The sequence below is a fragment of the Oceaniglobus roseus genome, from assembly GCF_002869745.1.
Lineage (GTDB): Bacteria > Pseudomonadota > Alphaproteobacteria > Rhodobacterales > Rhodobacteraceae > Oceaniglobus > Oceaniglobus roseus.
The window spans coordinates 31,513-46,648 of record NZ_PNOS01000039.1; the positions used below are offsets into that span (position 1 = coordinate 31,513).

At 68.8% G+C, this 15,136-nt stretch carries 12 protein-coding genes and 1 tRNA gene; 5 read left to right on the forward strand and 8 right to left on the reverse strand.

All coding sequences use genetic code 11. From position 1 onward, the window contains the following. Positions 1 to 37: 37 nt before the first annotated feature. Positions 38 to 1,165 (forward strand): aminotransferase class V-fold PLP-dependent enzyme, encoded by a 1,128-nt coding sequence (locus tag A7B20_RS17235; RefSeq protein WP_102109824.1) that lies wholly within the window; start codon positions 38 to 40, stop codon positions 1,163 to 1,165. Positions 1,166 to 1,169: 4 nt separating this feature from the next. Here A7B20_RS17235 and A7B20_RS17240 read toward each other — a convergent pair whose 3' ends face one another. Together A7B20_RS17240 and A7B20_RS17245 are read right to left on the reverse strand one after the other, a co-directional pair. Further along, on the reverse strand, positions 1,170 to 2,363 hold the full coding sequence (locus tag A7B20_RS17240) for an FAD-dependent monooxygenase (RefSeq protein ID WP_102109825.1): 1,194 nt from the start codon (positions 2,361 to 2,363) through the stop codon (positions 1,170 to 1,172). Positions 2,364 to 2,425: 62 nt separating this feature from the next. After that, positions 2,426 to 3,073: a pyrimidine 5'-nucleotidase gene (locus A7B20_RS17245; protein ID WP_102109826.1), complete on the reverse strand. Its 648-nt coding sequence runs from the start codon at positions 3,071 to 3,073 to the stop codon at positions 2,426 to 2,428. 105 nt (positions 3,074 to 3,178) lie between these two features. On the opposite strand from A7B20_RS17245, the gene A7B20_RS17250 reads away from it, so the two are divergent. Beyond that, a complete protein-coding gene (locus tag A7B20_RS17250) occupies positions 3,179 to 3,847 on the forward strand; it encodes a GntR family transcriptional regulator (RefSeq protein WP_102109827.1) in 669 nt (222 codons plus the stop codon). Here the strand turns inward: A7B20_RS17250 and A7B20_RS17255 are convergent. Together A7B20_RS17255 and carA are read right to left on the reverse strand one after the other, a co-directional pair. Continuing rightward, positions 3,795 to 5,714, reverse strand: coding sequence for a glycosyltransferase family 2 protein (locus tag A7B20_RS17255; RefSeq protein ID WP_102109828.1), 1,920 nt, complete (start codon positions 5,712 to 5,714; stop codon positions 3,795 to 3,797). The genes A7B20_RS17250 and A7B20_RS17255 overlap by 53 nt on opposite strands. Before the next feature lie 70 nt (positions 5,715 to 5,784). Continuing rightward, entirely contained in the window at positions 5,785 to 6,945 is a 1,161-nt protein-coding gene (gene carA / locus A7B20_RS17260) for a glutamine-hydrolyzing carbamoyl-phosphate synthase small subunit (RefSeq protein WP_102109829.1), read from the reverse strand. Between the two features lie 182 nt (positions 6,946 to 7,127). Between carA and A7B20_RS17265 the strand changes: the two genes are divergently transcribed. Then, on the forward strand, positions 7,128 to 7,586 hold the full coding sequence (locus A7B20_RS17265; RefSeq protein ID WP_102109830.1) for a GatB/YqeY domain-containing protein: 459 nt from the start codon (positions 7,128 to 7,130) through the stop codon (positions 7,584 to 7,586). 70 nt (positions 7,587 to 7,656) lie between these two features. Here the strand turns inward: A7B20_RS17265 and A7B20_RS17270 are convergent, their stop codons facing one another. The 3 genes from A7B20_RS17270 to lipB all read right to left on the reverse strand — a co-directional run bounded on the left by A7B20_RS17270 (position 7,657) and on the right by lipB (position 11,188). Then, positions 7,657 to 8,208, reverse strand: coding sequence for a DUF2244 domain-containing protein (locus A7B20_RS17270; RefSeq protein WP_102109831.1), 552 nt, complete (start codon positions 8,206 to 8,208; stop codon positions 7,657 to 7,659). Between the two features lie 226 nt (positions 8,209 to 8,434). Further along, positions 8,435 to 10,108, reverse strand: a complete 1,674-nt coding sequence (gene ctaD, locus A7B20_RS17275; RefSeq protein ID WP_102109832.1) for a cytochrome c oxidase subunit I — start codon at positions 10,106 to 10,108, stop codon at positions 8,435 to 8,437. A gap of 396 nt (positions 10,109 to 10,504) precedes the next feature. Further along, positions 10,505 to 11,188, reverse strand: a complete 684-nt coding sequence (gene lipB, locus A7B20_RS17280; RefSeq protein ID WP_102109833.1) for a lipoyl(octanoyl) transferase LipB — start codon at positions 11,186 to 11,188, stop codon at positions 10,505 to 10,507. A 126-nt stretch (positions 11,189 to 11,314) separates the two neighbouring features. Between lipB and A7B20_RS17285 the strand changes: the two genes are divergently transcribed. Continuing rightward, positions 11,315 to 12,688, forward strand: coding sequence for a peptidoglycan-binding domain-containing protein (locus A7B20_RS17285; protein ID WP_157937716.1), 1,374 nt, complete (start codon positions 11,315 to 11,317; stop codon positions 12,686 to 12,688). Between the two features lie 93 nt (positions 12,689 to 12,781). Next, positions 12,782 to 12,867 (forward strand) — tRNA-Leu (locus A7B20_RS17290). Positions 12,868 to 13,341: 474 nt separating this feature from the next. On the opposite strand, the gene A7B20_RS17295 is transcribed toward A7B20_RS17290, so the two are convergent. Then, positions 13,342 to 15,136: calcium-binding protein (locus tag A7B20_RS17295; protein ID WP_216641221.1), on the reverse strand; the 1,795-nt coding region annotated here is incomplete at its 5' end.

Consider the following 15,136-nt stretch of genomic DNA (forward strand, 5'->3'; position numbering starts at 1 on the left):
GTGTCGCGGCCAAACGCACCCAAGACCGGAGCCCGCCATGACCGCCCTTCTGCCCGATGTCGATCCCGATGGCCTGCTGGAGTATTCCGTCGTCTTCACCGACCGCTCGCTCAATCACATGAGCGCGGCGTTCCAGGGGGTGATGCGCGACCTCTCGGCGCTGCTGAAGGACGTCTACAAGGCAGACGCCGTGGCGCTGGTGCCGGGCGGCGGCACCTACGCGATGGAGGCCGTCGCGCGGCAGCTGGCGACGGACGCGAAGGTCATGGTGATCCGCAACGGCTGGTTCTCCTACCGCTGGAGCCAGATCTTCGAGGCCGGCGTGACGCCCTCGGAAGAGATCGTGATGCTGGCCCGGCGGATGGGCAACGCGCCGGATGCGCCCTTCGCGCCCGCGGCCATCGAGGAGGTCGTGGCGAAGATCGCCGCGGAACGGCCCGAGGTTGTCTTCGCGCCCCATGTCGAGACGTCGGCGGGGATGATCCTGCCCGACGACTACCTGAAGAAGGTGGCCGCGGCGGTGCACGAGGTGGGCGGGCTGTTCGTGCTCGACTGCATCGCGAGCGGATGCGCCTGGGTCGACATGAAGGAGACGGGGGTCGACGTGCTGATCTCGGCCCCGCAGAAGGGCTGGTCGGCCTCGCCCTCGGCCGGCTGCGTGATGATGAGCGCGCGGGCGGTCGAGAAGGTGAAAGCGCGCAAGTCCACCTCCTTCGCCGTGGACCTCGGCAAGTGGCTGGCGATCATGGAAGCCTACGAGAACGGCGGCCATGCCTACCACGCGACCATGCCGACCGATGCCCTGAGAGACTTCCGCGACACCATGCTGGAAAGCCGCGACTTCGGGTTCGAGAAGCTGGCACAGGCCCAGTGGGAGCAGGGGCGCGCGGTGCGCGCCGCCCTGGCCGAGCGGGGGGTGAAATCGGTCGCCGCCGAGGGCTTCGGCGCGCCGGGGGTCGTCGTCGCCTATACCGGGCGCGACGACGTGCAGAACGGCAAGGCCTTCGCGGCCGAGGGCGTGCAGATCGCCGCGGGCGTCCCGTTGCAGGTGGGCGAGGGGCCCGACTACAAGAGCTTCCGGATCGGGCTGTTCGGGATCGACAAGCTCAGGGATGTGCCCGCGAGCGTGGCGCGGTTGGAAGCGGTGCTCGACAAGGTGTTCTGAGCGCCTAGTCCGTCGCGCCGAGCCCTGCACGCATCACACCACGGCGGATCGGCGCGATGTCGTGGACGGCGCGCAGTCCCGCGCTGCGCAGCCGCACCACCGCGTCGAAATCCGACCGGCAGACCCGGTTGAACAGGTCGATCACCCCCGCGCGCACCGTCACGTCGCGGCCGCGGATCCGGGCATGGCGCTCCAGTCCCTCGGGCGCGCCGGGATCCTCGCCCAGGCAGTCGAGCAGGGTGGCGACATCGTGCAGCGAGGTGTTCAGCCCCTGCGCGCCGATCGGCGGCAGGACATGGGCGGCCTCGGCGATCAGCACCGTGCGCCGCGCGGTCAGCCGGTCGGCGGTGCGGGTGATGACCGGCCAGACCCGGCGCGGTGTCAGCAGGCGCATCTGGCCGAGAACGCCGACCGAGCGCAATGTCGCCTCGGCACCGCAGGCCTCGGGCGACATGGCGGCCAGTTCCGCCGAGCGGGCGTTGTCGTTCATCCAGACGATGGCCGAGGCGGGCCGGCCTTCGTGATCGTTCAGCGGCACGGTCGTGAAGGCGCCGCCGGCGTTGTAGATCTCGGTCGAGACGTCGTCGTGGGGCAGGTCGTGGGCGACCGAGAAGACGATGGCGGACTGGCCGTAGGTGCGGCTGTGGGCGCCGATCCCCGCCGCCTCGCGCACCGGCGAGTTGCGCCCGTCCGCGGCGACCACCAGCTTCGCGTCGACGCGGCTGCCGTCGGTCAGCGTGACGACGGCGCCCGCGGTGCGGGTCAGCAGGGCGGCGAAGCCCACCCCGAGGCGCAGGTCGACGTTCTCCAGCCCTTCGAGGTGGCGGGCCAGCACGGCGCGGCTGCGCCAGTTGGCGATGTTCCAGCCGAAGGTCGGCTCGCCCAGGTCGGCGGGTTCGAACTGGCGGCGGATGCGCTCCTGCGGCGGCCAGCCCTGGGTGTCGATGACGCGGAGCGCCCGCAGCGGCGTCGCCTCGGGCGACAGCGCCTCCCACAGCCCCAGCCGTTCGAACAGCGCGCGGGCGGGCTGGAGGAAGGCGGTGGAGCGGAGGTCGGCCTCGGGATCCTCTTCGGTCTGGACCGGGGGAACCGGGTCCACCACGCAGACGCGGAAGCCGCGATGCGCAAGGCCCGCTGCGGCGACGAGCCCGGCGATGCCGCCGCCGGAAACGAGGATGTCGGTGTCTGTCCGTGTCATGGCCCATACCTACCCCGCGGGGCGGCGGCGGCAATGGCAAACGCCTGCGGCAAGGTGCGCTTTCAGGCGGGCAGGTCGGACAGGAAGGCGGCGAGGTCGGTCGTGTGGTGGTGGATGTGGTCGCCCTCGGCTTGGGTTGGGGCGACGAGCACGGTGGTCAGGCCCATGGCATGGGGGACCATGAGGTTTCTCGGATCGTCCTCGAACATGGCGGCGGCGTGGGGCTCGACCTTTGCGGCGGCGAAGATGCGTTCGAAGGCGGCGGGCTGGGGTTTCGGGGTGAAGCCCGCGTTCTCGACCCCGTAGACGGCGTGAAAGGACTCGGCGAGGCCGCGCGCGGCAAGCACCCGCGCGGCATAGGGGGCGGAGCCGTTGGTGAAGACGATCCGCCGCCCCGGCAGCGCGGCGATGGCGCGGGCGAGCAGGGGATCGGGGCTCAGGTGGTCGAGCGTGATCTCGTGCACGTCGACGAGATAGGGGTCGGGGTCGGCCCCGTGTTCGGCCATCAGCCCGGCGAGCGTGGTGCCGTGGGTCTGCCAGTAGTGGCGGCGCAGGCGGTCAGCCTCGGCCCGGTCGACCCCCAGCGTGCGGGCGACCCAACCGGTCATCCGGACCTCGATCTGGTCGAAGAGCCGTGCCTCGGGCGGGTAGAGCGTGTTGTCGAGGTCGAAGACCCAGTGGCGGACGTGCTGGAACGAGGGCGCTTTCATGGCGCCACCGTTACGCCGGTGCCGGGGCGGGCGCAACGGCGCGCGTTTTCGGATTCCGCCCGCGGTTTGGCTGGTCTACGGTGGCGCCAGAGCAGGGAGAGCGCGATGACAGAGACGAGGTCCGGGCAGCGGGACGCCTATCAGCTGATCCTGGACGCGATCGACACCGGGATCTACCGCCCCGGCGACCGTCTGGTGGAAAGCGAGCTGGCCGAGCGCTTCGGCGTCTCGCGCACCCCGATCCGCGAGGCGTTGCAGCGGCTCGAGACGCAGTCGATGCTGACGCGGGACGGGCGCAGCCTGATCGTGGCCGCGCTGGACCATTCGCAGCTGGCCGAGCTTTACGTCGTCAGGACCGAGCTGGAGGGGCTGGCGGCGCGGCTCGCGGCGCGGCACGCGACGGCCGAGGAGGTGCGGGTGCTGCGCACGATGGTGGAGGACGACCGTGCGCTGCTGGACGATCCGGCGGCGCTGGCGCGGGCGAACCGGCGGTTTCACAAGCAGATCCACCTGGCCTCGCACAACCGGTATCTTGTTCAGCAGCTGGACCTCGTGCACCGGTTCATGGCGCTGCTCGCCACCACCTCGCTCGCCGTCGAGGGGCGCGGCCGGACGGCCCTGGCCGAGCATGACCGGATCGTCTCGGCCATCGAGGCGGGGGACGGGGATGCCGCCTACGAGGCGCTGAAACACCACATCTCGACCGCGTTCGAGACGCGTCTCAAGGCGGTGGCGGCGGCGTCGGAGGCGGGTTCGGACAGGGGGGCGGTCTGAACAGCCCGTGCCGGGTCTTGTCCCAGAAGAAGGGGCAGACCACCATCTCGACCCCCGCCTTCACGATCGAGAGCGACGCCAGCAGGTGATAGGGCACCAGCCACGGCGTCGCGCGGCCCAGCAGATTCGCGCCGCGCAGCCGCACCGCGATCAGCGCCAGGGCGAACTGGACCAAGAGCGCCGCCGCCATCGTCAGCGTGATCGCGAGGGTACCCCAGAAGCCGATCCACGGCCGCCAGGGATGGTCGAGCCCGAAGCCGAGCAGGAGGAAGGACCACAGGAACGGCGCCAGCGCCGCCGCGCCGAGGCTGCCGCAGAACAGCAGCTGCACCCCGAGGAACCGGCGCGGGCCGAGGTCGCGCCACAGCGCCGCCGGGTCGCGCATGTGGACGAGCCAGGTCAGCGCATATCCCTTCTGCCAGCGCGACCGCTGCCGGATCCAGGGCCAGATGCGGCAGGTCGCCTCCTCGAAGGTGGTGCTGTCCAGAAGCTCGGTCCGATAGCCCTGGCGCGCCAGCCTGAGGCCGAGGTCCGCGTCTTCGGTCACGTTGTGGGAATCCCAGCCGCCAAGCCGGTTCAGCGCGGCGCGGCGGAAGAACAGCGTGGTCCCGCCGAGGGGAATCACCAGCCCCAGCCGGGCCAGCGCGGGCAGGATCAGCCGGAACCACACCGCGTAGTCGAGCGTGAAGCAGCGGGTGATCCAGTTGACCTCGGTATTGTAGAAGTCGAGCCGCCCCTGGAGGCAGGCGACCTGCGGCGGGCTCAGCTGGAACTGTGCCACCGCGCGGGCGATCTGGTCGGGTGCGGGGGCGTCTTCGGCATCGTAGACGCCGATGATGTCGCCGCGGCAGAGCTCAAGGGCGAAATTCAGCGCCCGGGGTTTCGTCCGGACGCTGCCGCGGGGCACGACGACCCCGTGCATCCAGCTTGGCAGCGGTGTCCGCGCCAGGGCCGCACGGGTCGCGGTGTCGTCCTCCTCCACGATCAGGTGGATGTCCAGAAGCTCGGGCGGGTAGTCGAGCCGGCGCAGCCGCTCGACCAGATGCGCGACCATCTGGCCTTCGCGGAACAGGGGCACCAGCAGCGACACGCAGACGCCGCGGTCGGGCAACATGGTCACGTCGGACGCCTGGCGGACCGGAGGCGACCGGCGCAGCGCCAGCGCCGCGGCGATCAGGCCGAGCGCGGTGTTGGCGGTCAGGATCAGCAGGGCAGCCGCGGTGCAGAGCGTGAAGGCGGCCACCGGCGCCCGCGTCATTGCCAGCAGGGCCGCCGCGACCGCCGCCAGCGCCCCGGCGGTGAGGCGCAGCCGCGACAGGGACCGGCAGCTCATCGGGGCATCGACCATGGTTTCGGCCCGCCCCACCAGCTCCCGGCCGCGCAGCCGCAGCACCACGCTGCGGATCTGCCCGCGCTCGGCCATGGCGACCAGAACCTTGCCAAGCTGCGCCTCGACCGCGGGACGGAGACGGCCGAACAGTTCGGGGCGGGCCGTGACCACCAGCGTCGCCGAGCCCATGCGGCAGAGCGGCAGGACGTCGTGGCGCAGGCAGAAGGGCGCGCCGAGCCGGTCGAGAAGGGTGGTGTCGCAGGCGAACCGGGCCGGATCCAGCGCCACGGTGCCGTACTGGCGCGCCAGCACCGCGTTGAGGTCGGCCGCCGTGATCGCCCCCGCGGCCATCAGGATCTGCCCGAGCGGCGCCGCGGTCGTCCCCTGTCGGCCGAGCGCCCAGGCCAGATCCGCCGGGTCAAGTCGCCCGGCGCCCACGAGAAGGGCGCCAAGCCGTCCCGCCTTCGGGTCGCCCGGCCGAACCGTCAGCCCGGGATCCGGCTGCGCGGACGCCAACGTGAGGCTCGGCGGTGCCATCGATCCTCCCCGAGAGCAGGTTTCCGCTCCGAGGATCGTCCATAACGCTTAACGGGGTGTTAACCGCGGCTCAGGCGGCTTCGGACATCGCCTTCGAGAAGCGCTCGAACAGGTAATAGCTGTCCATCGGGCCGGGGCTCGCCTCGGGGTGGTACTGGACCGACCATACGGGGCGGTCGGCCATGCGGATGCCGCAGTTCGAGCCGTCGAAGAGCGAGACGTGGGTCTCCTTCACGCCGACCGGCAGGGTCTGGGCATCGACGGTGAAGCCGTGGTTCATCGACGTGATCTCGACCTTGCCGGTCTCCAGGTCCTTCACCGGGTGGTTGGCGCCGTGGTGGCCGTGGTTCATCTTCACCGTCTGCGCGCCAAGGGCGAGGGCCAGCATCTGGTGGCCGAGGCAGATCCCGAAGACGGGGATGCGGGAGCGGTCCAGCACCTCGCGGATCATCGGCACGGCATAGGCGCCGGTGGCCGCCGGATCGCCGGGGCCGTTCGACAGGAACAGACCGTCGGGCGACTGGGCCAGCACGTCCTCGGCCGTGGCGGTGGCGGGCAGCACGGTCACGTCGCAGCCCGCAGAGGCGAGCGAGCGCAGGATGTTGCGCTTGGCGCCGTAGTCGATGGCGACGACGCGGTGCCCCGGCCCCTCGCGGCGCACGAAGCCCTGGGGCCAGGCCCACCGCATTTCGTCCCAGCGGTAGGACTGGGTGCAGGTGACGTCCTTGGCCAGGTCGCGGCCGACGAGGCCGGGGAAGCCGCGGGCGGCGTTCACCAGCGCCTCGATGTCGAACCTGCCCTCGGGGTCGTGTGCGAGGGCGACGTGGGGCGCGCCCTGCTGGCGGATCGCCCGGGTCAGGCGCCGGGTGTCGACGCCGCCGATGGCGATGCGGCCGCGCCGGGTCAGCCAGGCATCGAGCGTGTCGGTGGCGCGCCAGTTCGACGGCTCGGTCGGGTCCCACTTCACCACCATGCCCTCGGCCACGGGATCCGCCGTCTCGTCGTCCTCGGGATTGACGCCGGTGTTGCCGATGTGTGGGAAGGTGAAGGTGACGATCTGCCCGGCATAGGAGGGATCGGTCATGATCTCCTGGTAGCCGGTCATCGCGGTGTTGAAGCAGAGTTCGGCCGTGGTCTGGCCGGTGGCGCCGAAGCCCTTGCCGAAGAAGAGCGTGCCGTCGGCGAGGGCGAGGCAGGCGGTGGGGGGCGTTTTCTGGGCGGTGGCGGACATGGCGGCGGCTCCGGCGGCAAATCTGCGCGAACCTAGAGGCTGCTCCGGCGGGGGTCAAGGGGGCGGGGGAAATGGATAGTCAAGCGGTTTCAGCATGTTACGCGGCGTCCGCCGAGTTGTCAGGGGCCGCGGCATGTTATAATCTGCCGCCTCGCAGACTGTGCATCCGGGAGATGGCCGCAATGGATCTGAGAAACCGCATCAGCGGCGAGCTGAAGACGGCGATGAAGAACAAGGACGCGGGACGGCTTTCGACGCTCCGCCTGATCAACGCGGCGATCAAGGACCGCGACATCGCCCTGCGCGGCGAGGGCGAGGATGGCGGCGTCGGCGATGCCGAGGTGCTCCAGATTCTCGACAAGATGGTGAAGCAGCGCCAGGAAAGTGCCCGCGCCTACGAGGAAGGCGGGCGGCTTGAACTGGCCGACCAGGAACGCTCGGAGATCACGGTGATTCAGGACTTCCTGCCGCGTCAGCTGAGCGACGAGGAGGTCGACCGCGCGGTGGCCGAGGCGATCGCCGAGACCGGGGCCGAGTCGATCCGCGACATGGGTCGGGTGATGGGCGCCCTGAAGGCCCGTTACACAGGGCAGATGGATTTCGGCGCCGTGGGCCCGCGGGTGAAGGCACAGCTCGGTTGACGACCTCCCCCGGAGACATCGGAAGGCTGCAGGAACAGGGGCGCGTCGGGAGACGCGCCCCTTTTCGTTGTCAGAGCGGTGCGGACGGTCGCGGCAGGCGGCGCAAAAGGCGGTCGATGTCGCGGTGCAGCGCCTCGCGTTCTTCGGGGCTGAGGAAGGCGCCGAGTTCCACCTCGCGGCCCGCACCGGAGAGGGTGATGTAGTTCTCCACCGGGCCGCCGGTTTCGTGCAGCGTCAGGCGGACCCAGAAGGGGTTGGCGTCCCACCGCTGCTCGGTGCCGCGAGAATTGGTACGCACGATCTCGATCCGGTCGGACCAGAGCGTCAGGTCCTCGCGCAACGCACCGCTGGCGTAGGAGCGTTCGAGGGCGAACCACAGCAGCCAGATCGCGCCCATGGTGAAGGGCAGCAGCCCCCAGAGGATCGGCGAGCCGAGCAGGGGGATCACCGGGATCATGATCATCGTGAAGGCGAAGGCGATGACGCCCGCCATGCCCCGGCGCGGCAGCGAGCGGTGCGGCCAGAGCACGGCATGGGCCAGCGCACCGTCCCCTGCGGCATGGGAGAAGGCGCCGTCGGGCAGGGGCGTGTCCTGCGGTCGGCGGTCCCAGGTCAGCGGCATCGGCGGGCTCTCGGCGGGGTCGGGGGCAGGGTGGATGGTGGCATCGGGAGGCGTTAGGGAAGTTCGGGTCCGGGCGCGATGCGGTCGATTGACCGGGCCGGGGACGGGCGACGCCCGGCGGCGCAAGGAAAAGGGGGCCCGGCGTGTCGCAGGGCCCCCTTCCGGTCGTCTCGTGAGGGGCGGGCGGGCCGACGTGGCGGCCGCATCCCATCCCGGAGTCTGGCCCTCAGTGGCCGTGGGCGCGGTCCCAGTCGCTCTGCTTCGGGAGCTGCTCGAACGTGTGCTCCGGCGGGGGCGAGGGCAGGGTCCACTCCAGCGTGTCCGCGTATTCGTTCCAGGGGTTCGCCCCGGCCGTGCGCGGCACCTTGGCGATCACCCAGAAGATCGCGCCGATGAAGAACAGGAACGACGCGAAGGACAGGAAGGCCCCCCAGGACGACACGTAGTTCCAGGTCGCGAAGGCGTCCGGGTAATCGATGTAGCGGCGCGGCATGCCCTGGCGGCCCAGGAAGTGCTGCGGGAAGAAGGTGAGGTTGGCGCCGATGAAGAAGGCCCAGAAGTGCACCTTGCCGATCCACTCGGGGATCATCTTGCCGGTCATCTTGGGGAAGTAGAAGTAGATCCCGGCGAAGATGGCGAAGACGGCCCCGAGGCTCATCACGTAGTGGAAGTGCGCCACGACGTAGTAGGTGTCGTGGTAGGCGCGGTCGATGCCGGCCTGGCTCAGCACGATGCCGGTCACGCCCCCGAGGGTGAACAGGAACAGGAAGCCGAAGGCCCAGAGCATCGGCGTCTTGAACTCGACCGAGCCGCCCCACATCGTCGCGATCCACGAGAAGATCTTCACGCCGGTGGGCACCGCGATGACCATGGTGGCCAGCATGAAATAGCTCTGCTGGGTCAGGGACATGCCGACGGTGTACATGTGGTGCGCCCACACGACGAAGCCGAGCGCGCCGATGGCGATCAGCGCCCAGACCATCGGCAGGTAGCCGAAGATCGGCTTCCGGGCGAAGGTGGCGATGACGTGCGAGATGATGCCGAAGCCCGGCAGGATCACGATGTACACTTCCGGGTGGCCGAAGAACCACAGGATGTGCTGGTAGAGGATCGGATCGCCGCCGCCCGCGGGGTCGAAGAAGGTGGTCCCGAAGTTGCGGTCGGTCAGCAGCATGGTGATGGCGCCGGCCAGCACGGGCAGGGACAGCAGGATCAGCCAGGAGGTGACGAAGATCGACCACGAGAACAGCGGCACCTTGAACAGGGTCATGCCGGGGGCGCGCATGTTCAGGAAGGTGGTGATCATGTTGATCGCGCCGAGGATCGACGAGGCGCCCGAGACGTGGACCGCGAAGATCGCGAGGTCGGTCGACCAGCCGCTTTCACGGGTCGAGAGCGGCGGATAGAGCACCCAGCCGATGCCCGAGCCGTTCTCGCCGTTGCCGCCCGGGGCGAAGACCGAGCAGATCAGCAGGGCCGAACCGGCGACGAACAGCCAGAACGACAGGTTGTTCATCCGCGGGAAGGCCATGTCGGGGGCGCCGATCTGGAGCGGCATGAAGTAGTTGCCGAAGCCGCCGAACAGCGCCGGGATGACGACGAAGAACATCATCATGAGGCCGTGGCCGGTGATCAGCACGTTCCAGAGGTGGCCATTCGGCGTGCAGTTCTCGGTTGCGGTCGGGAACAGGCGCGCGCCTTCCATGCACATGTACTGCACCCCGGGGTGCATCAGCTCCATGCGCATGTAGACGGTGAAGGCAACCGAGATGAAGCCGACGGCCCCGGCGGCGAAGAGGTACAGAATACCGATGTCTTTGTGGTTCGTGGACATGAACCAGCGGGTGAAGAACCCCCGCTCGTCGTGTCCGTGCTGGCCATGTACGGCTGCGTCCGCCATGTGTTGCCTCCTGGTTCCCGAAACTGTTGGCCCCCGCCGGATTGGAGTCGGCAGGGTTCGCTCCCGCTTTTAGCGGCATATCGGGGACGGGGGCAATGTTGCGATCCGCCGCAGCGGCGGAAAAAATGTCGCGCCTTGAATATGTGGTCGGGCGGCGCCGGGGGAAAGGTCGGGGCGTGAAAATCCCCCGGCCGCGGGAACGACCGGGGGGAGCTGCCCGATGGCGGGCGTGCGTCAGATAAAGAGCGCCGAGGCGGCAGCCATGCCGAAGGCGAGGCTGGCGAGGAAAAGGGAGGCAGTATACATTTCAGGTCCGAAGGGTTTGGTCACTCTGGTAATGATCAGAGGTTAACCCCGCCGCCGCCGCCCCGCGATGGCGGTTTTCCTTACCTTGGGTCAGCCCGTCGCAGCCGACCTGCCGAACACCTGGCCGAAGCTTCTGCGCAGGGCGAGGTCCAGATCCTCCATCGTCACCGGCAGGCCGAGGTCGACGAGGCTGGTCACGCCGTGTTCGCGGATGCCGCAGGGCACGATCCCGTCGAAATGGGAAAGGTCCGGCTCAACGTTGATCGAGATGCCGTGGAAGCTGACCCATTTCCTGAGGCGGATGCCGATGGCGGCGATCTTGTCCTCGCGCAGGGCGCCGCCGGGGCCGCGGGGCTTTTCCGGACGTTCCACCCAGACGCCGACGCGACCCTCGCGGATCAGCCCCGTGACGTTGAACTCGGCCAGCGCGGCGATCACCCAGGCCTCGAGGTCCTGCACGAACCGGCGAACGTCGCGGCCGCGCGCGGCGACGTCGAGCATGACGTAGACCACCCGCTGCCCGGGGCCGTGGTAGGTGTACTGCCCGCCGCGCTTCGCCGTGTAGACCGGGAAGCGGTCGGGATCGGTCAGGTCGCGGGGATCGGCGCTGGTGCCCGCGGTGTAGAGCGGGGGGTGTTCGAGCAGCCAGAGGGTTTCGGGATGGGTGCCCGCGCGGATGCCCTCGGCGATCTCCTCCATCCGGGCAAGCGCCTCGGGGTAGGGAACGGGAGAGTCGGAGGTGATCCAGAGCGGGCGGTCGCGGTCGGGGATCATCTCGGAAGCGCTCCTGCACGGCCGGAACGGGAAGGAAAGTCGGGTTGCCCATGATTTGGGCTTCGGAAAAGTTCCCGATCCATGTTACCTTCACGCAGATTTGTTAAGGTCCATCGGAGCACTGCCATGTTTCACAAAACCCTTCTCACCACCACCCTTGCCGCCTCCCTCGTCGCCGTCCCGGTGAGCCGCGTCCAGGCCGACGCCGGCGATTTCCTGGGCGGGCTCGCCGTCGGCGTCATCGGCAGCGCGGTCGCGCGCGACATCCAGCGCAAGAACCAGGCCAAGCGGTACTACCGCAGCAGCCCGGCGAAGAAGGTCTATCGCAAGCCCTCGATCCCGTCGACCGCGGAAGGGCGGCAGATCCAGTCGTCGCTGAACTACTTCGGCTTCAACGCGGGCACCGTCGACGGCCAGCTCGGCCGCAGGTCGCGCGAGGCGGTCTCGGCCTACCAGGGCTACATGGGCTATCCGGTGACCGGAGAGCTGACGAGCTTCGAGCAGAACCTGCTGATCTCGTCCTACAACCGCGCCCAGGCGGGCGGATACGCAACGCAGCAGCAGGTCGCGGCGACGCCGGACGGGGTGCGGGGGCTGCTGAAGACCTACCGCGCCGAGATGGCGGGCGGCGCCCCGGCCACCGTGCCGCAGACGACCGTGGTGGTCGCACCGGCGGCCCCCCCGGCGGTCGCGGCGCCGGTCGCCGCGGCGCCCAGCACGCTGACCACCACGACGACCACGGTGACGGCGCTTGGCGCCACCGCAGCCGCGGCCGCGCCGAAGGGCGGGCTGACCAACCTCTTCGGCGGGCAGAACTCGGCCAGGCTGTCGCTCGCCTCCCACTGCAACACGGTCAGCCTGCTGACCAGCACCAACGGCGGCTTCACGACGGTGTCGACCATGTCGGACCCGAACGTGGTGCTGAACGAGCAGTTCTGCCTCGCCCGCACCTACGCCATCGCCGATGGCGAACGGCTGGCCCAGGGGCTGCCCGCGACGCAGGAGCAGATCGCAGAGCACTGCGCCGCCTACGGCGAGCAGATGCGCCCCCATGTCGCCGCGCTGGCGGTGAAGAGCCGCGAGGAGGTGGTGCGCGACGTGTCCTCCTTCGTGCTCGGCACCGGCATCTCGACCCAGGACCTGGCGGCGACGGCGAAGGTCTGCCTGTCGAACGGCTACCGGATCGACGATCTGGACGAGGCGCTCGGCTCGGCCCTGATCCTGGTAAGCCTCGGGCAGGCCGGATATGGCGAGCTGATGGGACACCACCTGTCCCAGGGATTCGGCACCGCGAAGCGCGCCGACCTCGCGGCGGCCTGGTATGATTCGGGGCTGGAGGGCGCGACCACCCAGGCCGTCTTCGCCCCGGGCCAGCCCGAGCGGGTGGAACTGCTGCGCAAGGCGTCGACCACGCTCCAGTCCGGCGGCGCGGCCAGCCTGCCCGCGGCGATCGTGCCGCAGAAGGCATCGAGCCTGCCGACCTTCTCGGCCCAGCCCTGATCCGAGTGCATGCCGGGGCTTCGGCTGCGGCGTGCAAGAAAGCTCTTCACATTGGCGGCGGGTTATTCTAGACCCCCGCCATGCCAAGACAGTGCGGTCGTGGCGGAATGGTAGACGCGCAGCGTTGAGGTCGCTGTGGGGTAACTCCCGTGGAAGTTCGAGTCTTCTCGACCGCACCAAAAAAGATTGCTTGCTGCCTGTTTGAAGAAGACAGGCTCTCGATCCGCATAGACTTGATCCCCAAGGCGATCCTCCACCGGAAGTGTTACGAGGCGAACCGGGTACATCGACGCGAGTCGGTCGGCTGAGGACAGGTAATGTGGTGGGTCGCTCGACAGCAGCCTTAAGCGTGGTCTGGTTGGGCCGCACCCACAAGTCGGTAACTCCTGAGTTCATTTCGATGCAACGCAGACCCTTCGACTGCGGACCTCTCCATTTTTGCCACCCTGCTCGTCGTGCCGACTGCGGGTCGGAACGCAGCGGAAGACATTGGCTGTGAACAGGAATGCATAACTAGGGTCAGGACCTGCACCGGTCACGCCGCCGCCCCCGGGTCACGCAGAGATCAGGTGCGGTAAACGGAAAGCACCGGCGGGATGTCCCGCCGGTGCCGTGGTTGCCTTGTGGCGAGATGCGTTGCAGCCGTGAGCCGGTCAGAAGATGGAGATGTTGTCCACCAGGTCCTGCGTGCTGGTCTGGCCGTCGAGCCAAAGGATGTCACCGCCACCGAAGTCGAAGCGCACGCTGCCCGCGACCACCGACGCATAGGTGTCGACCACCTGCTGGGCGGTCAAGGTCCCGCTCCAGAGCAGATCGTCGAGTGCGATCACATCCTCGGCGTCGTTGTAATCGGTGACAAAATCAAGATCCGCGCCGAGAGAGAACGCGAAGCGGTCGCCCTGGTTGCCGCCGGTCAGCGTATCGTTGCCGCTATCGCCGGACAGGGTGTCCGCACCATTGCCGCCCAGCAGCACGTCGTTGCCGCTGCCACCAAACAAAAAGTCGCTGCCGCCGCCGCCGTCCAGCAGATCTCTGCCGTTTTCGCCGAAAATGAAGTCGTCGCCGAAATTGCCGATCAGTGTGTCGTTGTTGTTGCCTCCGAACATGAGATCGTTGTCGCCGCCACCATCCATGCTGTCGTTGCCGATGCCGCCGCTCATCAGGTCGTTCCCGGTCCCGCCCAGCATCGTGTCGGCCTGCTGGTCACCGTTCATCGTATCGTTGCCGCTGCCGCCATCCATGAAGTCGAACCCGAAGTTCCCGATCATGGAATCGTTGCCGGCGCCGCCGAGGATGGTGTCGTTGGCCACGCCGCCGTCCAGGGTGTCGTCGCCATTGCCGCCGTCGATGCTGTCGAAGCCGAACGACCCGTCGATGACGTCGTTCTGGTCGCCGCCGAAGATGGTATCCTGGTCGCCGCCGCCGTTCAGGTTGTCCTCGCCCGCGCCGCCATAGATCAGGTCGTTGCCCTGCTGGCCCAGAACGCTGTCCGCTCCCTCGTCACCGCTGATGGTGTCGGACCCGTTGAAGCCGCGCATGCTGTCGTCGCCGATGCCGCCCGACAGGCTGTCGCGGTCCAGGCCGCCATCCATCGTGTCGTTGCCGTTGCCGCCGATCAGCGTGTCGTTGCCGCCCTGACCCAGCAGCAGGTCGTCGCCGAAGGAGCCGTCCAGCACGTCGGCCTGATCGCCGCCGCGGATGTCGTCGTTCTGGCCGCCGCCGTTCAGGCTGTCGAAGCCCGCGCCGCCGACCAGCGTGTCCGCGCCGGCGTAGCCGAAGGCGGTGTCGTTGCCGTCGCCGCCGAACATCGCGTTGGCGCCGTCGCCGCCGAACATCGCGTCGTTTCCGGCCTCGCCGCTCAGGGTGTCGTTGCCCTCGTTCGCCGACAGCACGTCGTTGCCGACGCCACCCTCCAGCTTGTCGTCGCCGGCGCCCCCGGCCAGCGTGTCGTCGCCGCCGTTGCCGACGATGCTGTCGTTCGCGACGCTGCCGATGACCGTTGCCGCGTCATCGCCGCTGAGGATCCGGATCACGCTGGCGGGGTTGGTCGCGGCGGGCGGAACGTAGGCCAGGCCGCTGAGGTCCAGATCGGTCTGGTCCGACAGTTCGATGGTCAGGTCATATGCCGCACCTGTGCTTGAAACGATGGAGAGAGTGTCGAACTGCCATTGCGAGGCCAGGAAGATGGCGCTGACATTGCTCAAGCCCGGAACAATGGCCAGGGTTTCGAACCCGGTCACGACGGAGGTGCGAAAATCGTAGCTGGCGACCGGGGCGTTCTTGCCGTCTGGCCCGAAGATATCCCGCGGGGCGTTGCTGACTGTTGATTTCCAGTGAGAAGTGACCCGGGTGAGCGCCTGATTTCCATTGAGATTTGACCCATGTGACCCTTCCCCCACGGCACTGCGCCACGGGGGACAACGGAGTGATCCACATGGGACTTTTGAA